Origin of the sequence: Streptomyces kaniharaensis (genome assembly GCF_009569385.1) — a bacterium.
GTDB classification, from domain to species: domain Bacteria; phylum Actinomycetota; class Actinomycetes; order Streptomycetales; family Streptomycetaceae; genus Kitasatospora; species Kitasatospora kaniharaensis.
The window spans coordinates 2,069,317-2,095,951 of record NZ_WBOF01000001.1 but is presented as its reverse complement, the minus strand read 5'-3'; the positions used below and the strand labels follow the sequence as shown (position 1 = coordinate 2,095,951).

The following is a 26,635-nucleotide window of genomic DNA, read 5'->3' as shown; positions in this document are numbered from 1 at the left end:
GATGGGGTGATTAATCACGCTCTATGTTTCGATGAGAAGATCGCCGGGAAGGGACGGCGATGACCGGCCTGTGACAGTGATCGAGCGTCACACGGCCGATGGTTGCGGATGGTTCGACGCTGTCCGATGCATCCGGGCGAAAAGTCCGATGTGTCCGGATATGTACACTATTCGTAACGGCTTGGTGCCGAGGAGTGAATCCTGGCCCCAATACCAGAGCTCGGCTTGACTGAGCCAGAGTGACGCAACTGTAATTTCACTCGTGTCGTCGGCTGCACGAGGCGACGACACCCACGGGGACGCCAAGTACGGGGCAGAGGAGGCGCGCCACATGAGCGAGCTCTTTGAGCTGTTGATCGGTGACGGCATCGCGGAGGACGAGGAGGAACTCGGCTGGCAGGAGCGCGCGTTGTGCGCCCAGACCGACCCCGAGTCCTTCTTCCCCGAGAAGGGCGGCTCCACCCGCGAGGCCAAGAAGGTCTGCCTCGCCTGCGAGGTCCGCTCAGAGTGCCTGGAATACGCCCTCGCCAACGACGAGCGCTTCGGGATCTGGGGCGGCCTCTCCGAACGCGAGCGCCGTCGGCTCAAGAAGAGCGCGGTCTGACAGTGGCCCCCGATCCCCGCTGACCCTCCGGCAGCGACGGACGACCACGGACGGACAACCACACAGCTGTACGGGCGCCTCACCGCGGTGGTGGGGCGCTTTCGCGCTCCCGGCCCCTCTTCACCGGTTCTGCACGCGCTCACCGGCCCCGCGCGGACTCCGCGGACGAAGGCGCCACCCGGAGCCGTTAGTGTGGTGCGCCATCCGGTTGCCGTTCACCGGCTGTGTCCACCGAGAACTGGGGCCCGCGCACTCGATGACCGTCTACAGCCACCAGAGCGGCTTCACCGCTGCCAGGCCGCCCGCCTATCCGCGCCATCTGGTCACCGCCGTGATCGTCTCGCACGACGGCGCCCGCTGGCTGCCGCAGGCCATGGCCGGCCTGCTCGGTCAGGACCGCCAGGTCCAGCGGGTGCTCGCCGTCGACACCGGATCCACCGACGACTCCCCCCAGCTGCTCGCCGACACCCTCGCCGACTGGCTGCCCGACAGCGGCCCGCTGATCCTCGGCCGCCGGGCGGGCTTCGGCACCGCCGTCGCCGAGGCCGTCCTCAACAGCCCGCCGCTGCGTGCCGAGGACCTGCCCTACCGGCTCGACCCCTCCGGCTACGACCCGGTCACCGGCGGCTGGGACGACTTCGGCGACCCGCTCGCCCAGGAGGACGACCTCGTCCGCGGCGGCCCGCGCGAGACCCAGCCGGTCGAGTGGCTGTGGCTGCTGCACGACGACTGCGAGCCGCAGACCGACGCACTGCGCCGGCTGCTCCAGGTCGCCGACTCCACCCCCAGCGCCGCCGTCGTCGGCCCCAAGCTGCGCAGCTGGTACGACCGCCGACAGCTGCTGGAGGTCGGCGTCACCATCGCGCGCTCCGGCCGCCGCTGGACCGGGCTGGACCGACGGGAGCAGGACCAGGGCCAGCACGACCAGGTCCGCCCGGTCCTCGCGGTCTCGTCCGCGGGCATGCTGGTGCGCCGGGACGTCTTCGAGGAGCTCGGCGGCTTCGACAAGGCGCTGCCGCTGATGCGCGACGACGCCGACTTCTGCTGGCGGGTCAACGCCGCCGGCCACCGCGTGGTGATCGCCCCCGACGCCGTGCTGCGGCACGCCGAGGCGGCCAGCCGCGAGCGCCGCGCCATCGACTGCGGCTCCTCCCACCCGCACCGGGTGGACAAGGCCGGCGCCGTCTACACCCTGCTCGCCAACTGCAAGGGCGCGCTCTTCCCGTACGTCCTGCTGCGCCTGGTGCTCGGCACCCTGCTGCGTGCCCTCATCAACCTGCTGGGCAAGGACCCGCGGCAGGCCTTCGACGAACTCGCCGGCCTCGGCCACGAACTCGTCCGCTTCCCCCGGCTGCTGCTCGCGCGCAAACGACGCGCCCGCACCCGGGCCGCCGACGCCCTGGACGACCGCTCGCTCTTCCCGGCGCCCGGCGCCACCACCCGGCTCGCCGTCGAGGGCGTCGTCAGCTCGCTGGGCATAGGCGGCGGGGACGACTCCGGCGGCCGGCACGGTTCGGCCGAGGCCGGCGGCGACGAGGACTCCGAGGACCTGGTCGTCGAGCAGTTCGCGCTGGTCAAGAAGCTGGCCCGGCGCCCGGCGCCCGTCCTGTTCGCGGCCCTGCTGGTGTTCGCGCTGGTCGCCTGCCGCAGCCTGCTCGGCAGCGGCGAGCTGTTCGGCGGCGCCCTGCTGCCGGCCGCCGACGGCGCCCGCGGCCTCTGGTCGATGTACGCCGACGCCTGGCACCCGGTCGGCACCGGCTCGACCGCCGCCGGACCGCCCTACCTCGGCGTGCTCGCCGTCCTGTCCTGGATGTTGTTCGACCACGCCGACCTGGCGATCACCCTGCTGCTCGTCCTGACGGTGCCGCTCTCCGCGGTCAGCGCCTACCTGGTCTCCCGGCCGCTGCTGGACTCCAAGCTGGTCCGTGCCTGGGCCAGCGCCACCTACGCGCTGCTGCCCGCCGCGACCGGCGCGCTCGCCCAAGGCCGGATCGGCACGGCCGTACTCGCCGTCCTGCTGCCACCGCTGGCCCGTGCCGCCGCGATCACCGCAGGCCTCGGCATCCGCGACGAGAGCGCCGCCAAGGGCGCCCGGCCCGGCTGGCGGCCGGTCTGGATGACCGTCCTGCTGCTCGCCCTGGCCACCGCCTTCGTCCCGCTGACCTGGGCGCTCGCCGTGCCGCTCTGCCTGGCGACGCTGGTCGTCGCGGTCGTCCGCGGCGGGGCCTTCGGCTCCGGCGGCGCGGCGCTGCGAGGGCTCGGCCTGCGCGTCCTGGTGGTCCTCGCGGTGCCGGTCGCGGTGCTCGCGCCGTGGTCGCTGAAGGTGTTGTCGCACCCGCAGTCGCTGCTGCTGGAGGCCGGTCTGCCGGGCCTGAACGGCGGCGGCGCGAGTGCGCTCGGCCTCGTCCTGGTCAACCCGGGCGGCGCCGGGGTGCCGCCGGTCTGGCTGTCGGCCGGTGTGGTGCTCGCCGCGCTCGCCGCGCTGCTGCGCGCCGACCGTCGCCGCGCGGTGCTCGCCGCCTGGGGCGCGGCCGGCGCGGGCATGGTCTTCGCCGTCGTCGTCGCCGGCACCTCCGTCACCCCCGCCTCGGGCGGCCCGACCGTGCCCGCCTGGGCCGGCCCGGCCTCCCTGATCGGCGGGATCGCCCTGCTGGCCGCCGCCGCGATCGGCGCCGACGGCGCCAACGCCCGCGTGGCCGGCATCGCCTTCGGCTGGCGCCAGCCGGTCGCCGCCCTGGTGGTGGCCGCCGCGGTGCTCGCCCCGCTGGGCACCGGCCTCTGGTGGGCCGTCACCGGCGCGGACGGGCCGCTGCACCGTGGCCAGATGGGCCAGGTGCCCGCGTTCATTGCCGAGGAGGCCGGGACGACCGACCGCGCCCGCACCCTGGTCGTCACCGGTCAGGCGAGCGGCGGCGCGGTCCGCTACACCGTCGTCCGCGGCGCCGGTCTGACGCTCGGCCAGGCCGAGTCCACCGTCGACCCGGCGACCGGCACCGAGGACGGCCTGAACAAGGTGGTCGGCAGCCTGCTGGCCGGTTCGGGCGCGGACCAGGCCGGTGCGCTGTCCGGTTACGGCATCGCCTACGTGGTGGTCGAGCAGCCGGTGATCGCCACGTTCAAGGACGTCCTGGACACCACCCCCGGCCTGGTCAAGGCCAACCAGGACGGTGCGGCCGCGCTGTGGCAGGTCAACGGCACCCCCGCGGTCCGCGCGGTGATCACCGCCCCGGGCGCCACCCCGGTGGTCGTCCCGTCCGGCGTCCGCGACCTCGACACGACCGTCCCGGCCGGTGCCGACGGCCGGGTGCTGCGGCTCGCCGAGCCCGCCGCCCCCCAGTGGAAGGCCACCCTGGACGGCACCGCGCTGGAGCCGACCACCGTGGACGGCTGGGCGCAGGGCTTCAAGCTCCCGTCGAGCGGCGGCAAGCTGGCCGTCACCCGCGAGGGCAGCCTGGTGCACACCGGCTGGATCTGGGCGCAGGCGCTGCTCGGCCTCACCATCCTGGTGCTCGCCCTGCCCGGCCGCCGCAGCCACAAGGACGACGACCTGCCCGAGGAGGTGGTGGCCGCCGCGCAGGTCGCCGCGGCCCAGGCCCCCGCCCCCGGCAGCCGCCGGGCGCGCCGGATGGCCGAGCGCGGCGAGGGCGGAGAGCCGGGCGCCGAGGAGGCCGGAGTGTACGAGGGGCGGCCGGGCGCGATCCCGCCGCAGCCGGCCGGCGAGCCGGCGACCGGGGCCGTCGAGGCGGCGGCCGCCGTCCAGGAGGCCGAGCCGTACGCCGACCCATACCAGACGTATCAGCAGGCCGACCCGTACAGCTACGACGCTTCCTCGGGCTTCGGCCTGGGGGCACCTCCCGGCCGCCAGGCTGGGGGCGGGTACCCGCAGCAGGCGCCGACGACCGAGCCCTACGGCGGCCAGGGTTACGACGGCTACCAACAGGCGTACCCCCAGCAGGACTACGACCAGCAGTACCCGCAGGACCCGCAGTACGGCTACGGCGCCTACCAGCAGACGGAGCACCAGCAGCCGTGGGCGCCGGGGCAGCCGCAGGCCGAGCCCTACTACGACCCCAACGACCCCAACGGGACGGGCCGGTACCCGCACCACCACGGATCGGGGAGCTGACCCGCGATGAAGAAGCCCGCTTTCAGGAAGAAGTCCGCGCCCGAGGCCTTCGAGCCGACCGAGGCCTACGAGGCCGAGGAGACCGGGTACGCCCCGGCCGAACCGCTCGCAGCGGCAGGGCCCGCCGCGCGCTCCGGCGGCAGCCGGCCCACGAAGTCCCTGCTGGCCGCCGTCGCCGTGCTCGCGGTGGTGTTCGGGATCGCCGAGGTCCGCCCGCCGGCCGCCCCGGCCACCGGCGAGCAGGGCGCCGCGGCGACCGTCGCGCAGGTCGAGCGGACGGCGGCGGTCTGCCCGCAGCCGCTCCAGGGCCTGACCGGCTCGACCAGCCTCACCGCCTACACCCCGCCCGGTGCCGGCACTCCCACCGGCGGTGCCGGCTGGCTCTCCGACGCCGCCGCGCCCGCGACGCCCCCGACCACGGCTCCTTCGGCCACCCCGGCCCCGACCGCGTCCGCCACCCCGGCGCCTACCGGCTCGGCCGCCCCCGGCAAGGGCACGGACAAGGGCGCTGCGCCCGCCGACGCCCGGCTGACCGTGGCCAAGCCCGGCACCCCGGTGACCGCCCCCGCCGCCAACGGCGATACCGCGCCCGGCACCGGCGCCGTTGCCAACGGCGCGCTCGCCCCCGGCTTCACCGTCACCCAGACCACCGTCGTCACCGAGCAGCGCGGCCTCGGCATGTCCGGCCTCACCTGCACCCCGGCCGGCACCAGCTTCTGGTTCGCCGGTGCCAGCACCGCCGGCGACCGGGTCGACTACCTCAGCCTGGTGAACACCGAGTCCTCCGCCGCCGTGGTCGACATCAAGCTGTACGGCGACAAGGGCCTGATCGAGAACGACGCCGCCAACGGCATCACCGTCGCGCCCGGCAGCTCCCAGTCCGTCCTGTTGTCGACCCTCACCAAGGGCGCCGTCACCGACCTCGCCGTGCACGTCGTCGCCCGCAGCGGACGGCTCGGCGCCGCCCTGCACGCCGCCGACGGCAACAAGGGAGCCGACTGGGTCCCGGCCTCCGTCGAGCCCGCCCCCACCCAGGTGCTGCCCGGTCTGCCCGCCGACACCTCGGCCGCCCGGCTGGTGGTGTGGGCGCCGCCGGAGGACGACGCCGACCTGAAGATCCAGCTCGCCGGCAAGAACGGCTGGTTCACCCCGGCCGGCAACGAGTCCATCCACGTCAAGGCGGGCCTGGTGGCCGCCGTCGACCTCGGCAAGATCACCCGCGACGAGGTCGCGGGGCTGCGGCTGTCACCCAGCGACGACAAGCACGCCACCCCGGTCGTCGCCGGCCTGCGGGTCGACCGGGCCGGGTCGAACGGCAAGAGCGACGCGGCCTGGCTCACCGGCAGCGCGCCGGTCGGCACCCGCGCCACCGTGGCCGACAACCGGGCCGGCGCGTCCACCCTGTTCCTGACCTCCACCGGCGACGCCGCGAGTGTCAAGGTCACCGCCTCGGCGGGCACCGGCGGCGGCACGCCGGTGACCAAGGAGGTCCAGGTGCCGGCCGGCGCCACGGTCGCCCTCCCGGCGCCCGAGCCCGGCGGGCTGAACGGCAGCTTCGCGCTCACCGTGGAGACCGTCTCCGGCGGCCCGGTGGTGGCCGCCCGGATGCTCGCCGTCACCACCAAGGACGTGCCGATGTTCACCGTCCAGGCGCTGCGCGACGACCACAGCAGCGTCAAGGTGCCGCGGGCCGCCCAGGACCCGGGCGTCGTCCAGCGCTGACCGGCCGTGGGAGGCGGCACCCGGAGGCCCGGGTGCCGCATCCCGGCACGGCGTCAGTCCTCGTCGTAGCGCGGGTCGATGGCGTCCGGCGACAGCCCCAGCAGCTCCGCCACCTGCTCGATCAGGATCTCGTGCACCAGCGCCGCCCGGTCCTCCCGGGTCTTCGCCCGGATCTCCACCGGCCGCCGGTACACCACGATCTGGCTCTTGCGCCCCTGCTTGCCCGGCGACACCCGGCCCAGCGGCACCCCGTCCTCGCTGCGCGCGCCGTCCGGCTCGTGCAGCGGCACCTCCTGGACGGCGAACTCCACCTCGATCAGCTGCGGCCAGCGCCGCTCGAGGCGCTCCACCGACTCGCGCACGTAGTCGTCGAACAGTTCGGAGCGGGTGAGCGAGATCGGCACCTGGGGCGGCGCCAGCGGGCCGCGCAGGCCCCTGCCGTGCCGGTCGCGGTGCCGGGGACGGCGCGAGGGTCCCGTCGATGACTGCGGTGCAGAGCTGTCCATATCACTGCCGAGGGTAGTCCTTGGACGGTGGGAAGTGGACCATTCCGGTGGGGAATCACCCGGGGCGGCAGGGGCGCACCCGAGCGACCGGAGCAGAGCGGGGCGCGCCTCGCGAAGCGCCCGCCGGGTGCGGCGAAGGACGGTGTCAGGAGCGCGCGGACGGCGACACGGCACACCCGCCGGGCAGGCGGTCTTCGCTCCCCGGCGAGGAGTGCGGTACCGTCCACCCTCGTGAGCTCTGTACGTCGTTGTTCGCGGACCGCGTGCGGCCGGCCGGCCGTCGCGACGCTGACGTACGTCTACGCGGACTCCACCGCCGTCCTGGGCCCGCTCGCCACCTACGCCGAGCCGCACTGCTACGACCTGTGCGCCGAGCACGCCGAGCGCCTCACCGCGCCGCGCGGCTGGGAGGTCGTCCGGCTCGCCGCCGAGGCCGGACCGCTGCGCCGCAGCAGCGACGACCTGGAGGCCCTGGCCAACGCCGTCCGCGAGGCCGCCCGCCCGCAGACGCCCCGTCAGGGCCGCGCCCCCGAGGGCGAGTCCACCGAGGGCGGCCGCCGCGGCCACCTCCGGGTCCTCCGCTCGCCCGACAACTGACGCCTCACCCGGCGCAGGACGTTTCCCCGGCCCGGGTACGCTGCCCGTCGGCCGTCACCGCACACCGTCGACCGGACGGGTGGTGACCCGACGTATCGTGACCGGGGGCGGACAGCCGCCGATCACACGCACACCGATCAGTACAGAGACCAGGGTGGAGCCGCAGTGCGCGACCTCAAGCAGCTCGTGAAGGCGTACGACGTCCGAGGCGTCGTCCCGGACCAGTGGGACGAGAGCCTGTCCCGGGCCTTCGGCGCCGCGTTCGTGCAGGTCACCGGCGCGTCCGCGATCGTGGTCGGCCATGACATGCGCCCCTCCTCCCCGTCGCTCAGCCGGGCCTTCGCCGAGGGCGCCGCGGCCTACGGCGCCGACGTGGTCCTGATCGGCCTCTGCTCGACCGACCAGCTCTACTACGCCAGCGGCAAGCTCGACCTGCCCGGCGCGATGTTCACCGCCAGCCACAACCCGGCCCAGTACAACGGCATCAAGCTGTGCCGGGCCGGTGCCGCCCCGGTCGGCCAGGACACCGGCCTCGCCGAGATCCGCGAGCTGGTCGAGTCCTGGACCGCCGAGGACGACACCGTCACCGTCCCCGCTAAGGACGTGAAGCCCGGCGAGCTGTCCGTCCAGGACACCCTGCGCGGCTACGCCGACCACCTGCTGGGCCTGGTCGACCTCTCCGCGATCCGCCCGCTCAAGGTCGCCGTCGACGCCGGCAACGGCATGGGCGGCCACACCGTGCCGACCGTCTTCGCCGGCCTGCCGATCGAGCTCGTCCCGATGTACTTCGAGCTGGACGGCACCTTCCCCAACCACGAGGCCAACCCGCTCGACCCGAAGAACATCGTCGACCTGCAGGCCAAGGTCCGCGAGGTCGGCGCCGACCTCGGCCTCGCCTTCGACGGCGACGCCGACCGCTGCTTCGTCGTCGACGAGCGCGGCGAGCCCGTCTCCCCGTCCGCCATCACCGCCCTGGTCGCCGCCCGCGAGATCGCCCGCGCCCGGGCCGCCGGCGAGGCCGAGCCGACCATCATCCACAACCTGATCACCTCCTGGACCGTCCCCGAGGTGGTCCGCGAGCTCGGCGGCACCCCGGTGCGCACCCGGGTCGGCCACTCCTTCATCAAGCAGGAGATGGCCGTAACCGACGCCGTCTTCGGCGGCGAGCACTCCGCCCACTACTACTTCCGCGACTTCTGGCGCGCCGACACCGGCATGCTCGCCGCCCTGCACGTGCTGGCCGCCCTCGGCGGGCAGCCGGGCGCGCTGTCCGAGCTCACCGCCGAGTACGACCGCTATGCCGCCTCCGGCGAGATCAACAGCACCGTCGCCGACCAGGCCGACCGCACCGCCGCCGTCCGCGCCGCCTACGCCGGCCTGGAGGGCGCCGCCGTCGACGAGCTGGACGGCCTCACCGTGGCCGGCTCGGACTGGTGGTTCAACCTGCGCGCCTCCAACACCGAGCCGCTGCTGCGCCTCAACGTCGAGGCCAAGGACCCGGCGAAGATGGCCGAGCTGCGCGACGGCGTCCTCGCGATCGTCCGCGCCTGAGCGGCCGTCCGCGCCTGAACGGAACGGCCGGTGCCCCGGCCGGTAGGGTTGCCTATCGGCCGGGGCACCGCCGTGCCACCCCCGACGTCTGGAGTCCGCCATGAAGCTCGAATCCTTCCTGCTGGAGATCCTGGTCTGCCCGCAGTGCCGGGCCGCGCTCACCGAGGGCGGCAGCGAGGAGCGGCCCGAGCTGGTCTGCACCGGCACGGACTGCGGCCTCGCGTACCCTGTCCGCGACGGCATTCCGGTCCTTCTGGTGGACGAGGCCCGCCGCCCGGCCTGATCCTTGGGGCAAAGCCCCACATCCCTGGGGGCGAAGCCCCACCCGCCAGCCCAGCGCTCCCCGGACAGCCGTCGGAGGCCCGCCGCATGCTCGACGACACCCTGCTCGACGACCCGGCCGCCCTCCAGCGCGCCGACCGCGACCGCGCCCTGCTCTCCCTGGCCGGCTCCGGCGCCCGGGTCCGCACCGCGCTGCGGCTCGCCGACGCGGCCGGCCTCGACCGGCTGCGCCCGGACGGCCGTCCGCGCGCCGTCCTGGTCGCCGGGCACGGCAGCGCGCTGACGGCGGGCGACATCCTCGCCGCGCTGGCCGGCACGGGCAGCCTGGTCACGCCGCTGCCGCCCACCGAGGCCACCGCCCCGCACGCCGACCGGGCCGGCATGCCACCCGCCTTCACCGCCGGGCTCGGCTGGCAGCTGCCCGGCTGGGCCGGCCCGCTCGACCTGCTGGTGATCAGCTCCGCCGACGGCGACGAGCGGGGCCTGATCGGCCTCGCCGAGCAGGCCTACGCGCGCGGCTGCCCCATCGTCGTGACCGCTCCTGCGGGCAGCGCGCTCGCCGATGCCGCCCTCCAGGTGCGGGCGTTGCCGCTGCCGTACGTGTCGTCCGCGCTGCCCGAGGGCGAGGCACCGGCCGCCGCCGCCGAACCGGACCTGCCCGCCGAGGACCCGGCCGCGCTCTGGTCCCACCTCGCCCCGCTGCTGGCGCTCGCCCAGAAGATCGGCCTCACCCAGCTGCCGTACGACGCGTTGCCGGCCACCGCCGACCTGCTGGACGCGAGCGCCGTCCGCTGCCGCCCCGACGCCGCCGCGTACACCAACCCGGCCAAGGGCCTGGCCGCCCGGCTGGCCGGGACCGTCCCGCTGCTGTGGGCCGAGGGGCCGGTCGCCGGGGCCGTCGCCGCCCGCTTCGCCGCCCAGCTCGCCGACCGGGCGGGCCGCCCGGCGCTGGCCGGGCTGCTGCCGCAGGCGCTCACCGCGCACCGCGGCATGTTCACCGGCCAACTGGGCGCGGGCGCGGACCCGGACGACTTCTTCCGCGACCGCGTCGAGGAGCCGGACCCGCTGCACCTCCAGGTGCTCCTGCTGCGGCACACCCCGGGCACGGCCGGCGGCCCCCTCGACGAGGACCAGGGCCCGGCCGAGGTGCCGGAGGGCGACGAGGGCCCGCGCAGCTTCGGCGCCGCCCGGGCGCACCGGCTCGCCGCCGCCCACGACGTCCGGCTCACCGAGTACGCCAGCGCGCGGCCCGACCCGCTGCACGCGCTGGCCGACCTGGTCGCGCTGACCGACTTCGCCGCCGTCTACCTGGGGCTCGCCGCCGCCCAGTCCTGAGGCCCCCGGTTCCGAGGCCCCGAGGGCCCTGAGGCGGAATGTGTGCCGGGGTGTGCGGGGCCGCTACGGTGTGGCCATGAGCGCTGAAGGCGGTACCAAAGCCCTGGTCGCGGCCCTGTCCGCGAATCTCGCGATCGCGGCGGCCAAGTTCACCGCCTTCGGGTTCACCGGGTCCTCGTCGATGCTGGCCGAGGGGGTGCACTCGGTCGCCGACTCCGGCAACCAGGTGCTGCTGCTGGTCGGCGGCAAGCGGGCGCGCCGGGCGGCCGACGAGGAGCACCCCTTCGGGTACGGCCGCGAGCGCTACGTCTACGGCTTTCTGGTGGCCATCGTGCTGTTCAGCGTCGGCGGCCTGTTCGCGATCTACGAGGGCTGGCACAAGGTCAGCCACCCGGAGAAGCTCGACTCCTGGTACTGGGCGGTCGGCGTGCTGCTGTTCGCGATCGTGATGGAGGGCTGGTCCTTCCTCACCGCGATGCGCGAGTCGGCGAAGGAGAAGGGCGGTCAGGGCTGGGTGCAGTTCATCCGTACCGCGAAGGCGCCCGAACTGCCGGTGGTGCTGCTGGAGGACACCGGCGCGCTGATCGGCCTGGTGCTCGCGCTGCTCGGCGTCTCACTGACCGTCATCACCGGCGACGGCGTCTGGGACGGGGTCGCCACCCTGTGCATCGGGGTCCTGCTGGTGGTGATCGCCGTGGTGCTCGCGCTGGAGACCAAGTCGCTGCTGCTCGGCGAGTCCGCCGACCGCGAGTCGGTGCGGCGGATCCGCGAGGCCCTGGTCGACGGGGACGCCGTCACCGGCGTGATCCACATGCGCACCCTGCACCTGGGCCCGGAGGAACTGCTGATCGCCGCCAAGATCGCCGTCAACGCGGAGGACAGCGCGGCCCGGGTTGCGGCGGCGATCGACGCGGCGGAGGTCCGGGTGCGGGCGGCCGTCCCGATCGCCCGGGCGATCTACCTGGAGCCGGACGTCTACAGCGCCGAGAAGGCGGCGGCCGGCGAGGACCCGGCGGCCACCCCGGGCGGGCCCGGGCCCGAAAACCCCCGTTAGGGACCGGCGGATGGGCCATCGGTGTAGATTCGTCACAGAGCCAGAACGTCGCTGCTGATGGCGGTCGATCGGCGGTCCGCACCCGTAGGGTGTGCTCCGGTCGAGGGAGAGAGGTCCTCCGACGGTTTGTGCCGAGCACAGGGAGCCTGGTCCGCTACGGGCCTGGTAGCCCCGGCGTAGTCGTCCACCCGTACGGCGCCGCCGCGCTGCGACGCACATCCAGGACCTTGGCCGTGCCCCACCCCATCAGCGAGGAGCAGACGCATGTCGACCGACATCACCGGTGACTTCAAGGTCGCCGACCTTTCCCTGGCGCCGTTCGGCCGCAAGGAGATCCAGCTGGCCGAGCACGAGATGCCCGGCCTCATGTCGATCCGCGCCGAGTACGCGCAGTCGCAGCCGCTGGCCGGCGCCCGGATCACCGGCTCGCTGCACATGACCGTGCAGACCGCGGTGCTGATCGAGACCCTGACGGCGCTGGGCGCCGAGGTCCGCTGGTGCTCGTGCAACATCTTCTCGACCCAGGACCACGCGGCCGCGGCGATCGCGGTCGGTCCGGAGGGCACCCCGGAGAACCCGCAGGGTGTGCCGGTGTTCGCCTGGAAGGGCGAGACGCTGGAGGAGTACTGGTGGTGCACCGAGCAGGCGCTGACCTGGCCGGACGGCAAGACCCCGAACATGATCCTGGACGACGGCGGTGACGCCACGCTGCTGATCCACAAGGGCGTCGAGTTCGAGAAGGCCGGCGCCGCGCCGGACCCGTCGACCGCGGACAACGACGAGTTCCGGATCATCCTGGAGCTGCTGAACCGCACCCTGAAGGACACGCCGAACAAGTGGACCGAGGTCGCCGCCACCATCAAGGGCGTGACCGAGGAGACCACCACCGGTGTCCACCGCCTGTACGAGATGCACCGTGACGGCAAGCTGCTGTTCCCGGCGATCAACGTCAACGACTCGGTGACCAAGTCGAAGTTCGACAACAAGTACGGCTGCCGGCACTCGCTGATCGACGGCATCAACCGCGCCACCGACGTGCTGATCGGCGGCAAGGTCGCGGTCGTCTGCGGCTACGGTGACGTGGGCAAGGGCTGCGCGGAGTCGCTGCGCGGCCAGGGCGCGCGCGTGATCGTCACCGAGATCGACCCGATCTGCGCGCTGCAGGCGGCGATGGACGGTTACCAGGTCACCACCCTGGAGGAGGTCGTCGAGACCGCCGACATCTTCATCACCACCACGGGCAACAAGGACATCATCCTGGCCTCCCACATGGAGCGGATGAAGCACCAGGCGATCGTGGGCAACATCGGCCACTTCGACAACGAGATCGACATGGCCGGTCTGGCGAAGCTGCCGGGTGTGGTGAAGACCGAGGTCAAGCCGCAGGTGCACGAGTGGCGCAAGGCCGACGGCCGCACGATCATCGTGCTGTCGGAGGGTCGTCTGCTGAATCTGGGCAACGCGACCGGCCACCCGTCGTTCGTGATGTCGAACTCGTTCGCGAACCAGACGATCGCGCAGATCGAGCTGTTCACGAAGACCGAGCAGTACCCGATCGGCGTGTACGTGCTGCCGAAGCACCTGGACGAGAAGGTCGCCCGTCTGCACCTGGACGCGCTGGGCGTGAAGCTGACCACGCTGACCCAGGACCAGGCCGACTACATCGGCGTGGCGGTCGAGGGCCCGTACAAGCCGGAGCAGTACCGCTACTGATGCGGTGACAGGCGAACGCCGGTGGCCGGCACCCCCCGTGGGTGCCGGCCACCGGCGCGTTCGGGTGAGTCGGGTGACTCAGGGGACGACGACGTTCGTCGTCCAGTTGGCGTCGTCCGGGCCGAGGGACTTGATGTGGGAGAGCAGCCAGGGGAGGCCGCCGAGCTGTTCCAGACTGGCGGGCACGCCGGAACCAGCGCCGACGGAGATGTTCAGCCCGTTCTGGACGGTGGTCAGCGGCGGGTGCGGGTCGATGTAGGGGGACCCAGCCGTGTCGGTGTAGGTGGGGGTGGGGAGGGACCCGTCGAACTGCACGCCGACCGAGACGGTCTTGTCGCCGTCCCGCAACATCAGCCACAGGCTCCAGCCGTTCGACCCGTTCGTGTCCGGCCGTGTGAACTCCGCGTCGGTGACCTTGAACGCCTCGGGCAGGCCGGTGATCTGCACCGGCAGGGGGACGTTCCACTGACCGAAGTGCACGTCGGCGGCCGCCTTGTGGAGGACCTCCTGGGTGACGTCCTCGGGATCGCTGCCGTAGCCGGTGATCTCGGCCCAGCGACCCGACGCCGTCTGCCAGCGCAGCGTGGGCTGGGAGTGCCAGGATCCGTCGGGGACCACCCAGTAGGCCGTCCGACCGTCGATCGGGTCGGCATCGACCTTGACGAGCTTCCCGTTGGCCGTCGTGGTCATCGGCGGCTCGGAGCCGGCCGGGTACTGCCGGACGATGATGCGCGAAGGGTTGTCGCGGCCGACTGCGCGGGCCTGCGCCTCGTGGCCGTGGTAGCTCTCGATGTAACCGACCCCCTTCTCGCCGCCCGCCCAGTCGGGCAGCCAGCCGAAGTGGACCTCGGTGGTCAGCGGGTCGATTCCGGCCCGGGTCGGGGTGGGGGTGGCGGACGGGGACGGTGAGGTGGTCGCCGTGGGTGCGGCGGGCGGTGCGGGGGTCGCGGAAGTGCCCCCGGGGGCCAGCAGGGCGGTGGTCGCCACCACCGCGACCGTCACGGCGGCGATGGCCCCGACCGTGGCGCGCTTGCGGCGGCGCAGCCGGGTGGTGCCCTCGGTGATGGACGTGGCGGTGGTGAAGCGGGGCGGCGGCGCCGACTCGTCGGCGAGAGCCGCCAGCCGGGCGGCGAGGTCGTGATCGTTGGTGGTCATGGCGTCCTCTCTGCGGCGGCGGGACGGGGGGTGAGCCTGCTGCGCAGGGAGTCCAGGGCACGGGAGCTCTGGCTCTTCACGTTGCCGGAGGAGCAGCCCAGAGCCTCAGCGGCCTGTTCGACCGTCAGGTCGCAGTAGTAGCGCAGCACGACGGTGGCGCGCTGGCGCGGCGGCAGGGTGGCCAGGGCGCGGCGCAGGTCGAGGGAGGTGTCCAGGTCGGTGCCGGTGACCTCGGCGACGTCCGGTTCGGTGCCGGTGCGGACGGTCCGGCGCCACCAGGAGGTGCGCTGCTCGCCCAGGAACACGTTGACCAGCGTCCGGCGGGCGTAGCCGTCGAGGTTCTCCATCCTTGCGGCCCTGGACCAGTTCACGTACAGCCTGGTGATCGTCTCCTGGACCAGGTCGTCGGCCCGGTGCCAGTCCCCGCACAGCAGATAGGCGACCTTCCGCAGCCAGCCGCTCCTGGAGGCCACGAATTCCGTGAACTCCGCGTCGCGTGTCTGCTTCGCCATCTGCACCCCCTCTCGTCGTCTCGACGGCGCATCTCCCGCGCCGTCCACCCCCCTAATGCGGGCACCCGGCCCTAACGTTGCATGCGAGTTGTGAGGGCCGTCCACGTAGGCTTCGGGCATGCCCAACGGCCGGTACTCGCTCCACACAGGTACGACCCCTCTTGGCCACGACCACGAACTGCTCGGCGAGGAACGCTTCAGCTGTGCGCCCGGGCCGGCCGGCTGGCGGTACGTCTCGAAGACCTACGCCCCGGACGGCCGGGTGATCGGCACCGTCGACCTCACGCTGGACTCGCGCGCCCGCCCGCTGCGCATGGAACTGCGCGCGGGCGGCTGGCAGGTCCGCGGGGGTGCGGTGGACGGCGTGGCGTGGGTGCGGACGGACGCGGCCGACCCGGGCGGCGAGCACGCGGTGGAGGGGCACGACCGCGCCCACGGGTTCACAGGCCGCTCGCCGGCCTTCCTGGTCGCCACCGCCCGGCTGCTGCGGCTGCGGGAGGGCGCGAGCGCGCGGGTGCGGCTGGTCGCCTTCACCGAGCCCGTGCTGGCGCCGCGCACGTTCGACCAAGGGTGGCTGCTGGAGGGCGTCGACACGCACCAGACGGATTCGGGGCCGCTGGTGGTCGAGCGCTACCAGGTGGCGGACCTGGAGACCGGCGAGCAGCAGGTGGTGCACCTCGCGGGGGACGTGGTGCTGGCGGCCGACGGGATCGAGCTGGAGGAACTGGAGTCGCCGCCGAACCCCTGGCCGGTGGAGTTCGGGGGCTAGGTCCGTCCTGGGGCCGGTCTAGGCGGGCGGGGCGAAGCCCATGTCGGACGGCCGCTGGTCGGCGGGCGGCGTGGGAGGTGCGGGCGGCGCGGTCGGGGTCGAGGTGGCCAGAGTCGGAGGAGCCGGGGCCGGGGTGGGCGGGGCCGTCGGCGTCGGGCCAGGGGCGGCCATCGGGTGGACGGGCGCCGGCTGGACGGGCAGCTGCGGGGTGGCTGTCTGCAGGTACCCCTGGGCCCGCGTCCACTCGCGCCGCTGGCGCTCGGTGAGCACCGCGCCGAGGTACGCCGCCGGGTGCAGTCCGGCCGGCACCGGGTGGCCGGTCCGGGCGGCGAGGTCGGCGGCCAGCCGGGTGGACAGCTGGTGGGCCACGGCCTGGTCCAACTGCGTGATCCTGCCGAGCAGTTGGCGGATGGCCAGCCAGAGCGGCTCCGGGACGGCCGACAGGTCCAGCGCGACCAGCTCGTGGCCCATCGCCTGGAGCAGCTGCGGGTGCACCGGCGGCAACGCGACCGCGGTCCCGCTACCGCCCGGAGCGCGCTCGCGGACGACCAGCGTCCCGGCGAAGATGTCGCCCAGCCGCTTGCCCTCCGAGGACACCACCGAGCAGATCACCGCGGGCGCGCCGCTCAGCGCGATCAGCTCGAAGAAGCCGGTCAGCCCGCGCACCAGCGAGTGCCGGAACCGGACCGGACCGCCGTCGCCGCGCACCACCCGCAGACCGAGCGCGGCCTTGCCGAGCGAACGCCCGTGACTCAGGGTCTCGACCATCACCGGCACGCCGACCAGGAAGAAGACGGTCAGGCCGAGCATGATGGCGGTCATCGCCGCGCCGTCGAGGTCGATCAGGGTGACGCTCAGGACCAGCGTGGTCACCAGCAGAGCGGCGAACTCCACGGCGAGGTCGAGCGCGATCGCCAGCGCCCGGCTCGGAAGCTTCGCCGTGCGCAGGCCGAGGACGACCGCCTCGCCCGTCACCAGGTCGCTCAAGACAGCCGTCCGTTCCCGCTCGTCGAGGTCGCCGGGGTCGTTGACGTCGTGCTGGGACGCATCCCGGACCGGCCCCCCGCGACCCGCTCTGTGCAGTCCGATCCGCAGTCGCCAACATACGGGGCCCAGTGCTCGCACGGGAAGTGAGATCCCGACGGCCGGGGCGTCGGTCCTTCCTGGCATGCTGGGCCCGCACGTGTCCGTACGTACCCGCCAGCCCGCGCGTGCGCGCTCCGCGCCCCGCGCCGACCATGGAGCCGCCGAATGGACCTGGACGTCTTCGTCGCGACCCACCAGGGGGAGTGGAACCGGCTGGACGCCCTCGCCCGGAAGCGCCGGCTCGGCGGGGAGGAGGCGGACGAACTGGTCACCCTCTACCAGCGGGCCACCGGCCACCTCGCCAAGGTGCAGGCCGCCGCACCCGACCCGACGCTGGTGGGCCGGCTGACCGCGCTGGTCTCACGGGCTCGCGCGGCGGTCACCGGCTCCCGCAGCAGCGGCTGGCAGGACGTCGCGCGCTACTACGTGGTGAGCTTCCCGGCCGCGCTGTACCGGTCGCGCCGGTGGTGGCTGCCGGTCGCGGTCGTCTCGCTGATCGCCACCGTGATCGTCGCCTGGTGGATCGCCACCCACCCCGAGGTCCGCAACAGCCTGGCCACGCCGCAGGCGCTGCGGGAGATGACCCGGCCCGGCGGCGAGTACGAGGCCTACTACTCGGACCGCCCGGCCAGCTCCTTCGCGGCGCAGGTCTGGACGAACAACGCCTGGATCGCCGCGCAGTGCCTGCTGTACGGGATAGCCCTGGGCATTCCGGTGCTCTTCGTGATGTGGACGAACGTCCTCAACCTCGGCGTGGGCGTCGGCCTGATGGCCTCCGCCGGGCGGCTCGACGTCTTCCTCGGCCTGCTGATCCCGCACGGCCTGCTGGAGCTCACCGCCGTCTTCGTGGCCGGCGGCCTCGGCCTGCGCCTCGGCTGGACGATCATCGACCCCGGTCCGAGGACTCGCGCCACGGCTCTGGCGGAACAGGGCCGGTCCATCATCGGCATGGCCATCGGCCTGGCGACGGTGCTCGCCGTCTCCGGCATCCTCGAAGCCTTCGTGACCCCGTCGGGCCTGCCCACCTGGGCACGCATCTCGATCGGCGTCGGGGCAGAGGTCGCGTTCCTGCTCTACGCGCTGGTGCTGGGCCGCAAGGCCGCCGGGGACGGCGAGACCGGCGACCTGGACGCGGTCGACCGGGAGGACCTCCAGCCCGTCGCCGCCTGAGCCGATGTGATCAACAGGCCCCTGACCTGCTACTCTTCTCGCATCCCGGCCAAACCATTGACGTGGTGGGGGCGGGCTAGTAGGTTTGAACGGTTGGGACTGACTGGACAACGGTCGGGCCCTGGCGTTAGTGTCTACGACACCGCCGAATCGAGGCGAGCGCGTTTCACGAAATGTGCGCCCTCCGACGAAGCGAATCCCGCGGAACGAGCACAACGAAAGCTTTGATAAGCTTCGTGGCGAAGTCGCAGGAAATCCCGCCAGCGGGAAATTCGGAGAAACAAAGCCGGTAAGAACGGCCGCGAAGATCTGATAAGCTGGAAACACGAAAGAACGAAGCGCCCGGAGGGCCCGCTGGAAGGCGGCCTGAAGGAAGTGTCCGTTCCTTGAGAACTCAACAGCGTGCCAAAAGTCAACGCCAGATATGTTGACATCCCCGGCCTCGGTCATCTGATCGGGGTTGGAGATTCCTTTTGAAATAAACACTAGCGAGGACGCAGTGCGCGGGGCCGCCCTATTCCGGTGGTTGCCGTGCCGCTCAACGCGGGTGTCGACCCGGCGCTTTTAATTGAGCGCTGTGGGTAAACATTCACGGAGAGTTTGATCCTGGCTCAGGACGAACGCTGGCGGCGTGCTTAACACATGCAAGTCGAACGGTGAAGCCCTTCGGGGTGGATCAGTGGCGAACGGGTGAGTAACACGTGGGCAATCTGCCCTGCACTCTGGGACAAGCCCTGGAAACGGGGTCTAATACCGGATATGACCTTCCTCCGCATGGGGGTTGGTGGAAAGCTCCGGCGGTGCAGGATGAGCCCGCGGCCTATCAGCTTGTTGGTGGGGTAATGGCCTACCAAGGCGACGACGGGTAGCCGGCCTGAGAGGGCGACCGGCCACACTGGGACTGAGACACGGCCCAGACTCCTACGGGAGGCAGCAGTGGGGAATATTGCACAATGGGCGAAAGCCTGATGCAGCGACGCCGCGTGAGGGATGACGGCCTTCGGGTTGTAAACCTCTTTCAGCAGGGAAGAAGCGCAAGTGACGGTACCTGCAGAAGAAGCACCGGCTAACTACGTGCCAGCAGCCGCGGTAATACGTAGGGTGCGAGCGTTGTCCGGAATTATTGGGCGTAAAGAGCTCGTAGGCGGCCTGTCGCGTCGGATGTGAAAGCCCGGGGCTTAACCCCGGGTCTGCATTCGATACGGGCAGGCTAGAGTGTGGTAGGGGAGATCGGAATTCCTGGTGTAGCGGTGAAATGCGCAGATATCAGGAGGAACACCGGTGGCGAAGGCGGATCTCTGGGCCATTACTGACGCTGAGGAGCGAAAGCGTGGGGAGCGAACAGGATTAGATACCCTGGTAGTCCACGCCGTAAACGTTGGGAACTAGGTGTTGGCGACATTCCACGTCGTCGGTGCCGCAGCTAACGCATTAAGTTCCCCGCCTGGGGAGTACGGCCGCAAGGCTAAAACTCAAAGGAATTGACGGGGGCCCGCACAAGCAGCGGAGCATGTGGCTTAATTCGACGCAACGCGAAGAACCTTACCAAGGCTTGACATATGCCGGAAAACCGTGGAGACACGGTCCCCCTTGTGGTCGGTATACAGGTGGTGCATGGTTGTCGTCAGCTCGTGTCGTGAGATGTTGGGTTAAGTCCCGCAACGAGCGCAACCCTTGTTCTGTGTTGCCAGCATGCCTTTCGGGGTGATGGGGACTCACAGGAGACTGCCGGGGTCAACTCGGAGGAAGGTGGGGACGACGTCAAATCATCATGCCCCTTATGTCTTGGGCTGCACACGTGCTACAATGGTCGGTACAAAGGGCTGCGATGCCGTGAGGCGGAGCGAATCCCAAAAAGCCGGCCTCAGTTCGGATTGGGGTCTGCAACTCGACCCCATGAAGTTGGAGTTGCTAGTAATCGCAGATCAGCATGCTGCGGTGAATACGTTCCCGGGCCTTGTACACACCGCCCGTCACGTCACGAAAGTCGGTAACACCCGAAGCCGGTGGCCTAACCCGTAAGGGGAGGAGCCGTCGAAGGTGGGACCAGCGATTGGGACGAAGTCGTAACAAGGTAGCCGTACCGGAAGGTGCGGCTGGATCACCTCCTTTCTAAGGAGCATTTATGCCGGTTGCAGGCGAGTGTCCTGCACGGTTGCTCATGGGTGGAACGTTGACTATTCGGCACAGTGAGAGATTGGACGTTAGTACTGCCTTCGGGCGTGGAACGCGGTCCGGGATCGGCTGTGTCGGGCACGTTGTTGGGTCCTGAGGGAACGGAAACGTTGTCTCAGTGGTTGCCGGCCTCACTTGAGGCAGCCCGGTTGGGTTGTTGAGGGTGGGTGACTGGTCGTTGTTTGAGAACTGCACAGTGGACGCGAGCATCTGTGGCCAAGTTTTTAAGGGCGCACGGTGGATGCCTTGGCACTAGGAACCGATGAAGGACGTGGGAGGCCGCGATAGGCCCCGGGGAGCTGTCAACCGAGCTTTGATCCGGGGGTGTCCGAATGGGGAAACCCGGCAGTCGTCATGGGCTGTCACCCGCTGCTGAACACATAGGCAGTGTGGAGGGAACGCGGGGAAGTGAAACATCTCAGTACCCGCAGGAAGAGAAAACAACCGTGATTCCGGGAGTAGTGGCGAGCGAAACTGGATGAGGCTAAACCGTTTTGGTGTGAGACCCGGCAGGGGTTGCCAATGCGGGGTTGTGGGAATGAGCTTCAGTCGTCTGCCGGCGGCTGGGCGAGTCAGAAACCGTATGGGTAGTCGAAGGACATGCGAAAGGTCCGGCGTAGAGGGTAAGACCCCCGTAGACGAAATCTGTACGGCTTGCTTGCTCATCTCCCAAGTAGCACGGGGCCCGAGAAATCCCGTGTGAATCTGGCGGGACCACCCGCTAAGCCTAAATATTCCCTAGTGACCGATAGCGGATAGTACCGTGAGGGAATGGTGAAAAGTACCGCGGGAGCGGAGTGAAATAGTACCTGAAACCGTGTGCCTACAAGCCGTGGGAGCGTCGTTCATCAGCTTGCTGGTGGGCCGTGACTGCGTGCCTTTTGAAGAATGAGCCTGCGAGTTTGCGGTGTGTAGCGAGGTTAACCCGTGTGGGGTAGCCGTAGCGAAAGCGAGTCCGAATAGGGCGTTTGAGTTGCATGCCCAAGACCCGAAGCGGAGTGATCTAGCCATGGGCAGGTTGAAGCGCGGGTAAGACCGTGTGGAGGACCGAACCCACCAGGGTTGAAAACCTGGGGGATGACCTGTGGTTAGGGGTGAAAGGCCAATCAAACTCCGTGATAGCTGGTTCTCCCCGAAATGCATTTAGGTGCAGCGTCACGTGTTTCTTGCCGGAGGTAGAGCACTGGATAGGCGATGGGCCTTACCGGGTTACTGACCTTAGCCAAACTCCGAATGCCGGTAAGTGAGAGCGTGGCAGTGAGACTGTGGGGGATAAGCTCCATGGTCGAGAGGGAAACAGCCCAGAACACCGACTAAGGTCCCTAAGCGTGTGCTAAGTGGGAAAGGATGTGGAGTCGCAGAGACAACCAGGAGGTTGGCTTAGAAGCAGCCACCCTTGAAAGAGTGCGTAATAGCTCACTGGTCAAGTGATTCCGCGCCGACAATGTAGCGGGGCTCAAGCACATCACCGAAGTCGTGTCATTGCAGCATAAGGGCCAACGCCTGCTGTGATGGGTAGGGGAGCGTCGTGTGCCGGGTGAAGCGGCGGTGGAAACCAGTCGTGGACGGTATACGAGTGAGAATGCAGGCATGAGTAGCGATACAAGAGTGGGAAACTCTTGCGCCGATTGACCAAGGGTTCCTGGGTCAAGCTGATCTGCCCAGGGTAAGTCGGGACCTAAGGCGAGGCCGACAGGCGTAGTCGATGGACAACGGGTTGATATTCCCGTACCCGCTTTGAAGCGCCAACGCTGAACCAGGTGATGCTAAGGCCGTGAAGCCGTCCTGGATCCTTCGGGTGAAGGGGAGTGGTGGAGCCGCTGATCCAAGTCTGTAGTAGGTGAGCGATGGGGTGACGCAGGAAGGTAGTCCAGCCCGGGCGGTGGTTGTCCCGGGGTAAGGGTGTAGGGCGTTGCGTAGGCAAATCCGCGCAACACGTAGCCTGAGACCTGATGCCGAGCCGATTGTGGTGAAGTGGATGATCCTATGCTGTCGAGAAAAGCCTCTAGCGAGTTTCATGGCGGCCCGTACCCCAAACCGACTCAGGTGGTCAGGTAGAGAATACCGAGGCGTTCGGGTGAACTATGGTTAAGGAACTCGGCAAAATGCCCCCGTAACTTCGGGAGAAGGGGGGCCATTCCTGGTGATAGCACTTGCTGCTTGAGCTGGGGGTGGCCGCAGAGACCAGCGAGAAGCGACTGTTTACTAAAAACACAGGTCCGTGCGAAGCCGTAAGGCGATGTATACGGACTGACGCCTGCCCGGTGCTGGAACGTTAAGGGGACCGGTTAGCTCCATTTCGGTGGGGCGAAGCTGAGAACTTAAGCGCCAGTAAACGGCGGTGGTAACTATAACCATCCTAAGGTAGCGAAATTCCTTGTCGGGTAAGTTCCGACCTGCACGAATGGCGTAACGACTTCTCGACTGTCTCAACCATAGGCCCGGTGAAATTGCATTACGAGTAAAGATGCTCGTTTCGCGCAGCAGGACGGAAAGACCCCGGGACCTTTACTATAGCTTGATATTGGTGTTCGGTTCGGCTTGTGTAGGATAGGTGGGAGACTGTGAAGCGGCAACGCCAGTTGTTGTGGAGTCGTCGTTGAAATACCACTCTGGTCGTGCTGGATGTCTAACCTGGGTCCGTGATCCGGATCAGGGACAGTGTCTGGTGGGTAGTTTAACTGGGGCGGTTGCCTCCTAAAGGGTAACGGAGGCGCCCAAAGGTTCCCTCAGCCTGGTTGGCAATCAGGTGTTGAGTGTAAGTGCACAAGGGAGCTTGACTGTGAGACTGACGGGTCGAGCAGGTACGAAAGTAGGGACTAGTGATCCGGCGGTGGCTTGTGGAAGCGCCGTCGCTCAACGGATAAAAGGTACCCCGGGGATAACAGGCTGATCTTCCCCAAGAGTCCATATCGACGGGATGGTTTGGCACCTCGATGTCGGCTCGTCGCATCCTGGGGCTGGAGTAGGTCCCAAGGGTTGGGCTGTTCGCCCATTAAAGCGGTACGCGAGCTGGGTTTAGAACGTCGTGAGACAGTTCGGTCCCTATCCGCTGTGCGCGTAGGAGTGTTGAGAAGGGCTGTCCCTAGTACGAGAGGACCGGGACGGACGAACCTCTGGTGTGCCAGTTGTTCTGCCAAGGGCATGGCTGGTTGGCTACGTTCGGGAGGGATAACCGCTGAAAGCATCTAAGCGGGAAGCCTGCTTCGAGATGAGCACTCCCACCTCCTTGAGAGGGTAAGGCTCCCAGTAGACGACTGGGTTGATAGGCCGGATATGGAAGCCCTGTGAGGGGTGGAGTTGACCGGTACTAATAGGCCGAGGGCTTGTCCTCAGTTGCTCGCGTCCACTGTGTTGTTCTGAAACAACGACTGCCCTGTCGGCGGGTCGAATAGTTTCATAGTGTTTCGGTGGTCATAGCGTGAGGGAAACGCCCGGTTACATTCCGAACCCGGAAGCTAAGCCTTACAGCGCCGATGGTACTGCAGGGGGGACCCTGTGGGAGAGTAGGACGCCGCCGAACAATTATTCAGAAGAACCCCCATCCGATTCCGGATGGGGGTTCTTCGCGTTTCCTGCTGTGCGACATGCTGCCGTGCGTCAGCATGTCGCGAGGACGGGTGAATTACAGGGCCCTGAGAAGGGCCTACAGGGCCCCTCTCCGACGTCCGAACAGGGCTGGGGAGGGGGGGTGCAGGCCTGATTCCCGCAGCTCCTCAGGAGCGTTTCACGCCACGACAAAGGGCACCTCACATGAGGTGCCCTTTCGTCTTTCAGGGGAGCTCAGAGGCGGCCGGCGGCCTTGAGGGCGAGGTAGGTGTCGGCAAGAGCGGGGGCGAGCTTCGCGGGTGGGGCGTCGAGGACGGTGACGCCGCAGCCGGTGAGGCGGTCGGCGGTGTAAGGGCACCTCACATGAGGTGCCCTTTCGTCTTTCAGGGGAGCTCAGAGGCGGCCGGCGGCCTTGAGGGCGAGGTAGGTGTCGGCAAGAGCGGGGGCGAGCTTCGCGGGTGGGGCGTCGAGGACGGTGACGCCGCAGCCGGTGAGGCGGTCGGCGGTGTGGCGACGGTCGGCGCGGGTCTGCTCGGCTGCGGCGGCGCCGTAGACGGCCTCGACGGTGCCGCGGCCGGCGGCGAGAACGTCGAGGTGCGGATCGGCGACGGAGGCCAGGACGACCTCGTGACGCTTGACGAGCTGCGGGAGCAGCGGGAGCAGGCCCTCTTCGACGGGGCCCGCGTCGAGACCGGTGAGCAGGACGATCAGGGAGCGGTGCGGCGCCATCTTCAGGGCGGTGGCGACCAGCGAGCGCATGTCGGTCTCGTGGAGCGCGGGCTCCAGGAGGGCCATCGCGTTGGTGAAGGCGGGCAGGATCTCGCTGGGGGAGCGGCCCGCTACCGAGGCGCGCTGGCGGAGGTCGTGGGCGAGCAGGTCGACGCGGTCGCCGGCGCGGGTGGCGAGGGCGGTGAGCAGCAGGGCGGCGTCGAGTGCGGCGTCGAGGCGGGGTGCGTCGCCGACTCGGCCGGCGGAGGTGCGGCCGGTGTCGAGGACGATGAGGATGTGCCGGTCGCGTTCGGGCCGCCAGGTGCGGACGGCGACGGTGTGCCGGCGGGCGCTGGCGCGCCAGTCGATGGAGCGGACGTCGTCGCCGGGCAGGTACTCGCGCAGGGAGTCGAACTCGGTGCCCTGGCCGCGGGTCAGCACCGAGGTGCGGCCGTCGAGTTCGCGCAGCCGGGCGAGCCGGGAGGGCAGGTGCTTGCGGCTGGCGAAAGGGGGCAGCGCGCGGACCGTCCAGGGGGCGAGGTGGGAGCCCTGACGGCCGGCCAGGCCGAGCGGGCCGAGGGAACGGATCGTCACCTGGTGGGCGTGGTGGTCGCCGCGGCGGGTCGGGGCGAGGACGGTGGTGGCGCGGCGTCGTTCGCCCCCGGGGATGCGCAGGGTGTGCCGGGAGGCGGCGGTGGCGGTGCCGGGTCGCCAGGCGGACGGGGCCCAGGCGTCTCGGAGTTGGGCGCGGAGGAGGCGTCCGGAGGGGTTGGTGACGGTCAGTTCGACGGTCGCGGGCTCCCCGAGCCGGACGGTGGTGGCGCCGCCCCGGCCGAGCGCGAGGCCGCGGACGGGGGCGGCGAGCACCAGGTCGACGACGACGGCGAGCAGGACGGCGCCGGTGACGGTGCCGATCCCGGCCCAGGACGGCAGCAGCAGGCCCACGACGAGCGCGCCGAGCGCGGCGATCAGGGCGGTTCGCCCGGTGAGGGCCATGTGGTGCGCTCCTTCGGGTACCCGGGACGGGTGCGGTGGGTCAGCGGGGGGCGGGCGTCTGGGCGAGCACGGCCTGGATGACGGAGTCGGCGGTGACGCCCTCCATCTCGGCCTCGGCGCGCAGCGCGACGCGGTGCCGCAGGGTCGGCAGGGCGAGCGCCTTGACGTCGTCCGGGGTGACGTAGTCGCGGCCGGCCAGCCAGGCCCACGCGCGGGAGGCGGCGAGCAGGGCGGTGGCGCCGCGCGGGGAGACGCCGATGGACAGCGACGGGGACTGCCGGGTGGCCCGGCAGAGGTCGACGATGTAGGCGAGGACCTCGGGGGAGACGGTCAGCGCGGCGATCTGCTCGCGGGCGGCGGCGATGTGCTCGGGCCCGGCGACGGGGCGGACGCCGGCGGCGGTGAGGTCGCGGGGGTCGAAGCCGGCGGCGTGCCGGGAGAGGACCTGGAACTCCTGGTCGCGGTCGGGCAGCGGCAGGATCAGCTTGAGCAGGAAGCGGTCGAGCTGGGCCTCGGGCAGCGGGTAGGTGCCCTCGTACTCGACGGGGTTCTGGGTGGCGGCGACCAGGAAGGGGACGGGCAGCGCGCGCGGCTCGCCGTCGACGGTGACCTGGCGCTCCTCCATGGCCTCCAGCAGGGAGGCCTGGGTCTTCGGCGGGGTGCGGTTGATCTCGTCGGCGAGCAGCAGGTTGGTGAAGACCGGGCCGGGCTGGAAGGAGAACTCGGCGGTGCGGGCGTCGTAGACGAGGGAGCCGGTGACGTCGCCGGGCATCAGGTCGGGGGTGAACTGGATGCGCTTGGTCTCCAGGCTGAGCGCGGTGGAGAGGGTGCGGATCAGCAGGGTCTTGGCGACGCCGGGAACGCCCTCCAGCAGCACGTGGCCGCCGCAGAGCAGGGCCACGACGACGCCGGTGACGGCGGCGTCCTGGCCGACCACGGCCTTGCCGATCTCCGCGCGCAGGGCGGTGAGCGCCTCGCGCGGGTCGGTGGTGGTGCCGGGGGTGGCGGGTGCCGTGCCGGGGGTG

At 70.4% G+C, this 26,635-nt stretch carries 18 protein-coding genes and 3 rRNA genes; 14 read left to right on the top strand and 7 right to left on the bottom strand.

Features of this window, described 5'->3' with window-relative positions; all coding sequences use genetic code 11:
* The first annotated feature begins 331 nt into the window (after positions 1 to 331).
* The 3 genes from F7Q99_RS09455 to F7Q99_RS09445 all read left to right on the top strand — a co-directional run bounded on the left by F7Q99_RS09455 (position 332) and on the right by F7Q99_RS09445 (position 6,452).
* Positions 332 to 604 carry a WhiB family transcriptional regulator gene (locus tag F7Q99_RS09455; protein ID WP_030062195.1) on the top strand — a complete coding sequence of 91 codons (273 nt, stop codon included), beginning with the start codon at positions 332 to 334 and terminating at the stop codon, positions 602 to 604.
* 256 nt (positions 605 to 860) lie between these two features.
* The gene (locus tag F7Q99_RS09450; protein ID WP_153460859.1) at positions 861 to 4,730 is read left to right on the top strand and encodes a glycosyltransferase family 2 protein; all 3,870 of its coding nucleotides are present in this window, start codon (positions 861 to 863) and stop codon (positions 4,728 to 4,730) included.
* A gap of 6 nt (positions 4,731 to 4,736) precedes the next feature.
* Positions 4,737 to 6,452 carry a DUF5719 family protein gene (locus F7Q99_RS09445; RefSeq protein WP_230210180.1) on the top strand — a complete coding sequence of 572 codons (1,716 nt, stop codon included), beginning with the start codon at positions 4,737 to 4,739 and terminating at the stop codon, positions 6,450 to 6,452.
* A 53-nt stretch (positions 6,453 to 6,505) separates the two neighbouring features.
* Here the strand turns inward: F7Q99_RS09445 and F7Q99_RS09440 are convergent, their stop codons facing one another.
* Entirely contained in the window at positions 6,506 to 6,958 is a 453-nt protein-coding gene (locus F7Q99_RS09440) for a metallopeptidase family protein (protein ID WP_153460858.1), read from the bottom strand.
* Positions 6,959 to 7,189: 231 nt separating this feature from the next.
* Between F7Q99_RS09440 and F7Q99_RS09435 the strand changes: the two genes are divergently transcribed.
* The 6 genes from F7Q99_RS09435 to ahcY all read left to right on the top strand — a co-directional run bounded on the left by F7Q99_RS09435 (position 7,190) and on the right by ahcY (position 13,490).
* Positions 7,190 to 7,555, top strand: a complete 366-nt coding sequence (locus F7Q99_RS09435) for a DUF3499 domain-containing protein (RefSeq protein WP_280686050.1) — start codon at positions 7,190 to 7,192, stop codon at positions 7,553 to 7,555.
* Positions 7,556 to 7,720: 165 nt separating this feature from the next.
* Entirely contained in the window at positions 7,721 to 9,106 is a 1,386-nt protein-coding gene (locus F7Q99_RS09430; protein WP_326846463.1) for a phosphomannomutase/phosphoglucomutase, read from the top strand.
* Positions 9,107 to 9,206: 100 nt separating this feature from the next.
* Positions 9,207 to 9,389, top strand: a complete 183-nt coding sequence (locus tag F7Q99_RS09425) for a Trm112 family protein (protein ID WP_153460857.1) — start codon at positions 9,207 to 9,209, stop codon at positions 9,387 to 9,389.
* 86 nt (positions 9,390 to 9,475) lie between these two features.
* Positions 9,476 to 10,723: an SIS domain-containing protein gene (locus F7Q99_RS09420; protein WP_153460856.1), complete on the top strand. Its 1,248-nt coding sequence runs from the start codon at positions 9,476 to 9,478 to the stop codon at positions 10,721 to 10,723.
* 76 nt (positions 10,724 to 10,799) lie between these two features.
* Complete coding sequence (locus tag F7Q99_RS09415) at positions 10,800 to 11,777, top strand: cation diffusion facilitator family transporter (RefSeq protein WP_153460855.1); 978 nt, start codon at positions 10,800 to 10,802, stop codon at positions 11,775 to 11,777.
* Positions 11,778 to 12,041: 264 nt separating this feature from the next.
* On the top strand, positions 12,042 to 13,490 hold the full coding sequence (ahcY, locus tag F7Q99_RS09410) for an adenosylhomocysteinase (protein WP_153460854.1): 1,449 nt from the start codon (positions 12,042 to 12,044) through the stop codon (positions 13,488 to 13,490).
* Between the two features lie 78 nt (positions 13,491 to 13,568).
* On the opposite strand, the gene F7Q99_RS09405 is transcribed toward ahcY, so the two are convergent.
* Both F7Q99_RS09405 and F7Q99_RS09400 read right to left on the bottom strand, forming a co-directional pair.
* A complete protein-coding gene (locus F7Q99_RS09405; protein ID WP_153460853.1) occupies positions 13,569 to 14,645 on the bottom strand; it encodes a hypothetical protein in 1,077 nt (358 codons plus the stop codon).
* Positions 14,642 to 15,157: a SigE family RNA polymerase sigma factor gene (locus F7Q99_RS09400; protein ID WP_153460852.1), complete on the bottom strand. Its 516-nt coding sequence runs from the start codon at positions 15,155 to 15,157 to the stop codon at positions 14,642 to 14,644. Before F7Q99_RS09400 ends, F7Q99_RS09405 begins: the two co-directional genes overlap by 4 nt.
* A 118-nt stretch (positions 15,158 to 15,275) precedes the next feature.
* On the opposite strand from F7Q99_RS09400, the gene F7Q99_RS09395 reads away from it, so the two are divergent.
* Positions 15,276 to 15,926 carry a hypothetical protein gene (locus F7Q99_RS09395; protein WP_153460851.1) on the top strand — a complete coding sequence of 217 codons (651 nt, stop codon included), beginning with the start codon at positions 15,276 to 15,278 and terminating at the stop codon, positions 15,924 to 15,926.
* Between the two features lie 18 nt (positions 15,927 to 15,944).
* On the opposite strand, the gene F7Q99_RS09390 is transcribed toward F7Q99_RS09395, so the two are convergent.
* Positions 15,945 to 16,913 carry an RDD family protein gene (locus F7Q99_RS09390; protein WP_153460850.1) on the bottom strand — a complete coding sequence of 323 codons (969 nt, stop codon included), beginning with the start codon at positions 16,911 to 16,913 and terminating at the stop codon, positions 15,945 to 15,947.
* Positions 16,914 to 17,177: 264 nt separating this feature from the next.
* Here F7Q99_RS09390 and F7Q99_RS09385 point away from each other — a divergent pair, with 264 nt between their 5' ends.
* The 4 genes from F7Q99_RS09385 to rrf all read left to right on the top strand — a co-directional run bounded on the left by F7Q99_RS09385 (position 17,178) and on the right by rrf (position 23,880).
* Positions 17,178 to 18,182 (top strand): stage II sporulation protein M, encoded by a 1,005-nt coding sequence (locus tag F7Q99_RS09385; protein WP_153460849.1) that lies wholly within the window; start codon positions 17,178 to 17,180, stop codon positions 18,180 to 18,182.
* 588 nt (positions 18,183 to 18,770) lie between these two features.
* A 16S ribosomal RNA gene (locus F7Q99_RS09380) occupies positions 18,771 to 20,294 on the top strand.
* 277 nt (positions 20,295 to 20,571) lie between these two features.
* Positions 20,572 to 23,691 (top strand): 23S ribosomal RNA (locus F7Q99_RS09375).
* Between the two features lie 72 nt (positions 23,692 to 23,763).
* Positions 23,764 to 23,880, top strand: a 5S ribosomal RNA gene (rrf, locus tag F7Q99_RS09370).
* The 16S, 23S and 5S rRNA genes sit together here, the layout of an rRNA operon.
* Before the next feature lie 260 nt (positions 23,881 to 24,140).
* Here rrf and F7Q99_RS42495 read toward each other — a convergent pair.
* The 3 genes from F7Q99_RS42495 to F7Q99_RS09355 are packed head-to-tail and all read right to left on the bottom strand — an operon-like array spanning position 24,141 to position 26,571.
* The gene (locus tag F7Q99_RS42495) at positions 24,141 to 24,269 is read right to left on the bottom strand and encodes a hypothetical protein (RefSeq protein ID WP_268267538.1); all 129 of its coding nucleotides are present in this window, start codon (positions 24,267 to 24,269) and stop codon (positions 24,141 to 24,143) included.
* 30 nt (positions 24,270 to 24,299) lie between these two features.
* Positions 24,300 to 25,610, bottom strand: a complete 1,311-nt coding sequence (locus tag F7Q99_RS09360) for a DUF58 domain-containing protein (protein ID WP_153460848.1) — start codon at positions 25,608 to 25,610, stop codon at positions 24,300 to 24,302.
* 40 nt (positions 25,611 to 25,650) lie between these two features.
* Positions 25,651 to 26,571, bottom strand: a complete 921-nt coding sequence (locus F7Q99_RS09355) for an AAA family ATPase (protein WP_153465991.1) — start codon at positions 26,569 to 26,571, stop codon at positions 25,651 to 25,653.
* Positions 26,572 to 26,635: the final 64 nt, after the last annotated feature.

What these genes read in the sequence shown, in the direction of transcription:
- F7Q99_RS09455 (WP_030062195.1), top strand. Translation starts at nt 332, where the DNA reads ATGAGCGAGCTCTTTGAGCTGTTGATCGGTGACGGCATCGCGGAGGAC.
- F7Q99_RS09450 (WP_153460859.1), top strand. Translation starts at nt 861, where the DNA reads ATGACCGTCTACAGCCACCAGAGCGGCTTCACCGCTGCCAGGCCGCCC.
- F7Q99_RS09445 (WP_230210180.1), top strand. Translation starts at nt 4,737, where the DNA reads ATGAAGAAGCCCGCTTTCAGGAAGAAGTCCGCGCCCGAGGCCTTCGAG.
- F7Q99_RS09440 (WP_153460858.1), bottom strand. Translation starts at nt 6,958, where the DNA reads ATGGACAGCTCTGCACCGCAGTCATCGACGGGACCCTCGCGCCGTCCC.
- F7Q99_RS09425 (WP_153460857.1), top strand. Translation starts at nt 9,207, where the DNA reads ATGAAGCTCGAATCCTTCCTGCTGGAGATCCTGGTCTGCCCGCAGTGC.
- F7Q99_RS09420 (WP_153460856.1), top strand. Translation starts at nt 9,476, where the DNA reads ATGCTCGACGACACCCTGCTCGACGACCCGGCCGCCCTCCAGCGCGCC.
- F7Q99_RS09415 (WP_153460855.1), top strand. Translation starts at nt 10,800, where the DNA reads ATGAGCGCTGAAGGCGGTACCAAAGCCCTGGTCGCGGCCCTGTCCGCG.
- ahcY (WP_153460854.1), top strand. Translation starts at nt 12,042, where the DNA reads ATGTCGACCGACATCACCGGTGACTTCAAGGTCGCCGACCTTTCCCTG.
- F7Q99_RS09405 (WP_153460853.1), bottom strand. Translation starts at nt 14,645, where the DNA reads ATGACCACCAACGATCACGACCTCGCCGCCCGGCTGGCGGCTCTCGCC.
- F7Q99_RS09400 (WP_153460852.1), bottom strand. Translation starts at nt 15,157, where the DNA reads ATGGCGAAGCAGACACGCGACGCGGAGTTCACGGAATTCGTGGCCTCC.
- F7Q99_RS09395 (WP_153460851.1), top strand. Translation starts at nt 15,276, where the DNA reads ATGCCCAACGGCCGGTACTCGCTCCACACAGGTACGACCCCTCTTGGC.
- F7Q99_RS09385 (WP_153460849.1), top strand. Translation starts at nt 17,178, where the DNA reads ATGGACCTGGACGTCTTCGTCGCGACCCACCAGGGGGAGTGGAACCGG.
- F7Q99_RS09360 (WP_153460848.1), bottom strand. Translation starts at nt 25,610, where the DNA reads ATGGCCCTCACCGGGCGAACCGCCCTGATCGCCGCGCTCGGCGCGCTC.